Here is a 6,773-nt window from a genome sequence, read left to right as displayed (position 1 = left end):
CTCGTAATTTTCATGTCGAGGTTGCGGCTGAAAAGCCATGGTGGTTTTTTGTTCTGCTTCCACATGTGTTTGATCTTCACAATTCAGTTTTCGTGTACTCTTTGCGTTCCTATATTTGCTGAAGCTTCTCCAGAATCTCTGCAGAATTATCATATTTATCCGGAGTAAAATGTTTCTTGGCCCAGTCGAGCAGCTCGTGTCGGCCATTCAGCACATACGTATCCTCGCCCCATTCCGTGGAGATTTCCCGTACCGTAATGCGGGAGCCCTCCACTTCGGCCGTAATCATGTTCCATTTGTCCTCTTTATAAATCACATGCATTTTTGCCATTCTTTTCTCCGACCTTTCAATATCATGGAAAAATTTAGAATAAAGAGATGGAGATTGAAGAGGGAGGGACAGCTTCTTCCGCCTCTTATCTTCTCCATCTTACATCGACCTTTAGAAAATATTATCTATAATAGTCTATCCATTGGCGGAAAAAATTGCAACTCATCTCCTGGATTGGCCTTATTATACGTGCCTGCGGAGCGTAACGAAGTGACATGCCTATCCCTTCTCCCGTTCCTTGCCATACATTGTATACGTTTCAAACGGTTAACCACATTTTTAATGTTGAGCCTAAATAAATTGCGTATAATAATGTTTTATATGGACAATCTCATATGGATACGAGGACGGAATTTTTCCGGCCTCTTACCTCCAATTCCTTATTTCTATCTCTAAAGAAAAGGTGAAGAAACTTGGTAACAAAAGCACAAATGCGCCGGATTCTCGACACGTTTGCCGAGATGTTTCCGGATGCCCATTGCGAATTGAATCACAGCAATCCGTTTGAGTTGACGATTGCCGTGCTGCTGTCGGCGCAGTGCACGGACGCTCTTGTCAATAAAGTCACCCCTCATTTGTTTGAGAAGTATAAGACCCCGGAAGACTATCTGTCCGTTCCGCTGGAGGAGTTGGAGCAGGACATTCGCAGCATCGGTTTATATCGCAACAAGGCGAAAAACATTCAGAAGCTCGCTCGCATGCTGATTGAAGATTATGGAGGAGAGGTACCCCGGGAGCACAGTGAGCTCGTCAAATTGCCCGGCGTCGGGCGGAAAACCGCCAATGTAGTCGTATCTACCGCATTCGATGTCCCGGCCATCGCGGTTGACACCCATGTGGAGCGCGTCTCCAAGCGCCTGGGGATTGCCCGATGGAAAGACAGCCCGCTGCAGGTCGAAGAGACACTAATGAAGAAAGTGCCGCGTGAAGAATGGGGGATTACCCATCACCGGATGATTTTTTTCGGACGCTATCACTGCAAAGCGGTTAATCCGCGGTGTGAAGTGTGTCCGCTTCTTGACATTTGCCGGGAAGGTAAAAAAAGGATGAAGACAAAATAATAAAAATATATTGATAATTTTATAATAGTACTATATAATAGTACTATCACTCGATGGAAGTTTGCCCTTCCACTCCCAGTGATGTTTCTGTTTTCTTCTGCAAAACAACTGAGGGATCGACTGAACTCCGGGACGACAAACCGGAGAGGAAAAAGCGATACCGGCCAGTTATATCACAAGCCTATTTGTGCTGATGATATAACTGGCCTTTTTCTTCTCTAAAGTCTATCCTCTTACTTCAAAAATTTTCATCCACCAACTAAAAATGAAAGGAGACATGACGGATGACAAAAGATACGTGCATTTCTTGCGGCAGAGAGCTGGCTTCATGGGAGAGAAACCGGGCGGAATGTTTGGATTGCCGGGAGATTGCCTGTGAGACATATAGTGATGACCATGCAGATACGATGAGGGAAGATTACGCCTTCTAGGAAATTCCTACAAGCGGCCGTCGAAAGATGCGGCCGCTTTCCTTATGGGGAAAAGAAGTGAAGCATGTTTTTGTGACGGGTACATACATAGATATGGTAAAGTCAAAGGGAGGAATTCTTTTCCCGAGATGCGAAATGATAAAAGGGAAGGGAGAAAATGGCGCTATGCTGCGTCTGTATTTTCCAAATGATGAAAGGGGGAAGCGGTACGATACCGCGCCATACTATGGAACAAACTTCGCAAAAAACGCTCCCGAAACGTTCGGAAGTGAACCCGAAATTTAAATGGAAGCTGGAAAGTATTTTTCCATCTGATGAAGCCTGGGAGGATGAATATAAGAAAGTACAGGAACTTATTGCGCAAATCCAGACGTATCAGGGCCGACTGAATGAGTCACCTCAAATACTGGCCGAGTGTATGAAGACGTACGAACAACTCGGCCTGGCCATGGAGCGCGTCTATGTGTATGCGCGTATGCGGCGGGATGAGGACAACACAAACACAAAATATCAGGCGATGACCGACCGGGCGGCCTCTCTAAGTATTCGCGTCTCCAGCGCGCTGTCGTTTCTCGTGCCGGAAATTTTGAGCATGCCGGATGAGCGCCTCGACAGTTATATCGCGGACGAGCAACTAAAGCCATACCGCTTTTACTTAAATGAAATCAAGCGGCAGAAAGAGCATGTGCTGAGCGCGCAAGAAGAGCGAATCATCGCACAGGCCGGTGAGCTGGCACAGGCCCCGCAGACAATCTTCGGTATGATCAATAACGCGGATATGACTTTTCCTGCTATCAAAGATGAGGATGGAGAAGAAGTTCAATTGACGCATGGCCGCTATATTCAATTCATGGAAAGCCCGGACCGCCGTGTTCGTCAGGAAGCGTTCAAAGCGATGTATGACACATACGGCAAGCAGAAGAACACCATTGCGGCCACGCTCAACGCCAGCGTAAAAAAAGACGTATTCTATGCCCGGATTCGAAAATATCCGTCTGCGCTTGCTGCTTCGCTCGATAATGACAACATTCCGGTTGAAGTATATACCAATCTAATTCAGGCGGTGCGCGATAATCTCCCGGCAATGCACCGTTACGTTTCACTGCGCAAAAAGCTGCTTGGTGTCGAAGAGTTGCACATGTATGATTTGTATGTGCCGATGGTCAAAGAAGTCAAAATGCAAATTTCATACGATCAGGCACTTGAGCTGGTACAGAAGGGGCTTGCACCGCTGGGTGAAGATTATGCGAGCGTATTGAAAGAGGCATTTACGTCCGGCTGGATTGATGTGTACGAGAATGAAGGAAAAACGAGCGGAGCCTACTCATGGGGCGCGTACGGCACGCATCCGTTTGTACTGATGAACTACCAGAACAATGTCAACAATCTATTTACGCTGGCGCACGAGATGGGGCACGCACTTCATAGCTACTATAGCGACAAGAATCAGCGGTATCTTGATGCACAGTACAAAATTTTTGTGGCGGAAGTGGCCTCGACGCTGAATGAATCGTTGCTGATGGATTATATGCTTAAAAACACAGACGATCCGCGGCAGAAAATGTATCTGCTCAATCATTACCTCGAACAGTTCCGCGGTACGGTATACCGTCAGACCATGTTTGCCGAATTCGAAAAGCTGATTCACGAGAAGGTGGAAGCCGGCGAAGCATTGACGCCTGAGACCCTGTGCAGCCTGTACTACGATTTGAACATCGATTATTACGGGCCGGATATGGTTGTGGACGAAGACATTAAGATGGAATGGGCACGCATTCCACATTTCTATAATGAATTCTACGTCTACCAGTACGCGACCGGCTTCTCCGCCGCGACGGCACTCTCGCAGCAAATCCTAAACGAAGGCGCTCCGGCGGTCGAGCGTTATCTGACTTTCCTCAGTAGCGGGGGTTCCGACTATCCGATTGAATTGCTGCGCAAAGCAGGTGTTGATATGGCGTCGCCTCAACCGGTGGTCGAAGCGCTGCAGGTATTTGCCCGCTTACTGGACGAAATGGAAGAACTGGCGAAGGAGATAGAGTCAACGAAATAAGCAGGCAAAATAGGAGCTGCTTCTCAGCAGCTCCTTTTACTTTACCGGGAATAAGAAAACAAGGAACTTTTCTATTATTATACAATGAATAAAAATAGTGCTATTGTAGGAAAACAATTTGTCGTATTTTGCGTCTATATTAGAGGTTGGCTTGTCCAAATCTTTATGCGCAAAACGTTCAATCGGAAAGGAGATGTGTCACTGGCAACTTAGAGAGGTAAGGGAGCGAGAAAAAGATGAGAAAAAAAGGATGGCTGCTTTGGGCATTTCTATTAATCCTGGCCTGGGTGGTGCCTACGGCAGTGCAGGCAGCTCCTGCCATGTCACTTGTGGTGAATGGCACGGAAGTGAAGCCTGACGTTCCGCCACAGCTAGTACAGAAACGCACGCTGGTCCCGATTTATTTTGCAGGGGAAGCGTACGGGGCTGAAGTAAAGTGGGACGGAAGCACAAATACGGTGACGGTTAGCGATCGCGCCGGAAAGATTATCACCATGAAACCAGGCAACAGAACCGCCTATGTAAACGGAAAAGCGATGACGCTTGAGGTAGCGCCCGAGATTATAAAAAATCGTACATTCTTGCCGCTGCGTCAAGTCGGGGAGTGGTTAGGGGCGACCATTGGATGGGACGCCGCAGCCAACACAGTCATCATCAACAAGAAGAAAAGCATTGCTATTAACGGAAAAACCGTTACACAGGCACCTGTTTATCAACTGCCTTACGGGCACTTCGTGAAAGTGGATGATGTCGCGAAGCCGCTCGGCTATACTGTGAAAACATGGGCAGGGAAAGTGATTCTTGAGCAAGGAGCAGAGAAATATACCATCGCTCAGGCGTCCGCCAAGCAGGCGAACGGGTATCGTTTAATTGATGGAAGCTTTGCTGTTACTCCAGAGTTTCTTTCACAGGTTATTGGAGCGAAAGCCGATTGGAACGAAAGCAAGACCGAATGCGCATTGGACAAGCTGCAGTATATTACCGGAATTTCCCGGACGGATGACGGTATTAGCATCAAATCTGAAGGCAAGATGTCGTACAGCCATTTTACGCTCGACAATCCGTACCGAATTGTGATCGACTTTAACCATGCCCGCATAAAAGACGGGGTAGACGCATTTGTTACGTCTTCGAAGGTGGAGAGTGTACGCTACAGCCAGTACAGTCAATCGCCTGATAGAGTGCGGGTAGTTATTCAACTGTTTGAGCCGCATACGTACAGCATTACCGCAGAGGAAGGTGTAACAAAAGTCACGCTGAAAGAAGCCAAACCAACACCGGCACCGGCGCCAACTCCGACGCCCGTACCAAATCCGCAGCCCTCGGGTCAGTTTGTTATTGTCCTTGACCCTGGCCATGGCGGTAAAGATTCCGGTGCGGCCGGCACGGCAGGTAACTATGAGAAAACGCTGGTATTGTCGATTGCCAAGACAACGGCAGCGATTTTGAAGCAGAATCCGAATTTTAAAGTCATTATGACGCGTTCAGGTGATACATATCCGACGCTGCAGGAGCGGGTTGCGCAGGCGAACAGTGCGAAAGCGGATGTATTCCTGTCCTTCCATGCAAATGCAGCTACCGCGAGCGCGCACGGAACGGAGACGTATTATAATACGTCACGAAGCAAAGAATTCGCATCGATCGTGCATAAACATCTGATACAGGCAACCGGATTCACTGACCGCGGCCTGCGTACCGCAAATTACTATGTGATAAAAAATACACAAATGCCGTCCGCACTTATTGAAGTTGGCTTCTTAACTAACGCTGCGGAAAACAAAAAAATGCTCGATCCAGCGTTTCAGAAACGGGTTGGCGAAGCGATGGCAGCCGCTATTACCGAATATTACAACAAACATCATTAAACATTGATAATAAAGAGAGGTTCTTCAAAATATAAGGAAGGACCTTTCTTTTTTTCTTGTAATTATCTAAGATGAGAGAGATAACATGAATGTGGAAGGAGCATACGAAAGAATGGTGTGGCAGCGAGTTCGCCCGTTTTTATTCATTACAGCTGGAAGTTTTTTGTATTCCATTGCGGTAAATTTTTTTTTCGTCGCCAACAAGCTGGCGCAGGGTGGCGTGACAGGTATTTCTCTGCTCTTGCACTATAAGTTTGATACGCCGGTCGGCCTTCTGATTATTTTGATTAATATTCCGATTTTTATCGTGGGTTACCTGGTGCTCGGACGCGGATTCCTTATAAGAAGCGCATACGGAATGTTAGCAACGTCAATCTTCATTGATCTTACATCGAATTGGACGGTGCCCCCGCTTCAGAATGTGATTCTTGCCCCGATTTATGGGGGCATTATTGCAGGGATAGGGATGGGGTTAATCTTTCGTGTCGGCGGTACATCGGGCGGAGGGGATATTATCGCGCGCGTGTTGCAGCATAAGTTCCGGGGCATCGACCTGGGAAAATTTTTATTTGGAATTGATTTTACGATTATCTCCCTCTCCAGCTTGATTATCGGCGTTGAAAAAGCGATGCTGACCATTGTCGCCGTATACGTAAGTACGCGGCTGGTTGATTTGCTGCTGTCAGGTTTTCAAAAGCAGCGCAGTGTCATTATTATTTCCAGTCAGCCGGATGAGATTACGAAGGCGATTCACGAACGCCTCGTGCGCGGGGTGACCATGCTTCATTCCATGGGCGGGTATTCGCGCCGCGAAGGGGAGGTACTGCTGGTCGTCGTGCAGTTGTATGAGATGGATAAACTGCGTCGTGTTATCGCGGAGATTGATCCTCGCGCTTTTATTCTTGCCCTGGAGGCAAAAGAAGTGCAAGGGGAAGGGTTTAGCTTTCCCTCGCCGGCGCGTAGTCATCTGGCATCCGAAAATCAATAATACAAAACCATCATGGCATCTCAGCCGCAACCCCGATATGAAAA

6 protein-coding genes are annotated in these 6,773 nt (G+C 47.5%); 5 read left to right on the top strand and 1 reads right to left on the bottom strand.

The window, feature by feature from the left end; genetic code table 11:
* Positions 1-109: 109 nt before the first annotated feature.
* A complete protein-coding gene (locus ADA01nite_RS08950; RefSeq protein WP_146809613.1) occupies positions 110-331 on the bottom strand; it encodes a hypothetical protein in 222 nt (73 codons plus the stop codon).
* Positions 332-744: 413 nt separating this feature from the next.
* Here ADA01nite_RS08950 and nth point away from each other — a divergent pair, with 413 nt between their 5' ends.
* The 5 genes from nth (at position 745) to ADA01nite_RS08930 (ending at position 6,729) form a co-directional block, all read left to right on the top strand.
* Positions 745-1,392 carry an endonuclease III gene (gene nth / locus ADA01nite_RS08945; RefSeq protein ID WP_146809612.1) on the top strand — a complete coding sequence of 216 codons (648 nt, stop codon included), beginning with the start codon at positions 745-747 and terminating at the stop codon, positions 1,390-1,392.
* A gap of 284 nt (positions 1,393-1,676) precedes the next feature.
* Positions 1,677-1,823, top strand: a complete 147-nt coding sequence (locus ADA01nite_RS21995) for a hypothetical protein (RefSeq protein WP_170230209.1) — start codon at positions 1,677-1,679, stop codon at positions 1,821-1,823.
* Positions 1,824-1,980: 157 nt separating this feature from the next.
* Positions 1,981-3,876: an oligoendopeptidase F gene (gene pepF, locus ADA01nite_RS08940; protein ID WP_443092714.1), complete on the top strand. Its 1,896-nt coding sequence runs from the start codon at positions 1,981-1,983 to the stop codon at positions 3,874-3,876.
* Between the two features lie 236 nt (positions 3,877-4,112).
* Complete coding sequence (locus ADA01nite_RS08935) at positions 4,113-5,741, top strand: N-acetylmuramoyl-L-alanine amidase family protein (protein ID WP_146809611.1); 1,629 nt, start codon at positions 4,113-4,115, stop codon at positions 5,739-5,741.
* Positions 5,742-5,853: 112 nt separating this feature from the next.
* Positions 5,854-6,729, top strand: a complete 876-nt coding sequence (locus ADA01nite_RS08930) for a YitT family protein (RefSeq protein WP_170230208.1) — start codon at positions 5,854-5,856, stop codon at positions 6,727-6,729.
* Positions 6,730-6,773 lie beyond the last annotated feature (44 nt).

This window comes from Aneurinibacillus danicus, from assembly GCF_007991215.1.
Taxonomy (GTDB): Bacteria; Bacillota; Bacilli; order Aneurinibacillales; family Aneurinibacillaceae; genus Aneurinibacillus; species Aneurinibacillus danicus.
The sequence above is the reverse complement of the archived record's forward strand: the minus strand, read 5'-3'. Positions and strand labels throughout refer to the sequence as shown.

Excerpts from the sequence above, each read along its gene's own strand:
- pepF (WP_443092714.1), top strand. The coding sequence starts at position 1,981 with ATGGCGCTATGCTGCGTCTGTATTTTCCAAATGATGAAAGGGGGAAGC.
- ADA01nite_RS08950 (WP_146809613.1), bottom strand. The coding sequence starts at position 331 with ATGGCAAAAATGCATGTGATTTATAAAGAGGACAAATGGAACATGATT.
- ADA01nite_RS21995 (WP_170230209.1), top strand. The coding sequence starts at position 1,677 with ATGACAAAAGATACGTGCATTTCTTGCGGCAGAGAGCTGGCTTCATGG.
- ADA01nite_RS08935 (WP_146809611.1), top strand. The coding sequence starts at position 4,113 with ATGAGAAAAAAAGGATGGCTGCTTTGGGCATTTCTATTAATCCTGGCC.
- ADA01nite_RS08930 (WP_170230208.1), top strand. The coding sequence starts at position 5,854 with ATGGTGTGGCAGCGAGTTCGCCCGTTTTTATTCATTACAGCTGGAAGT.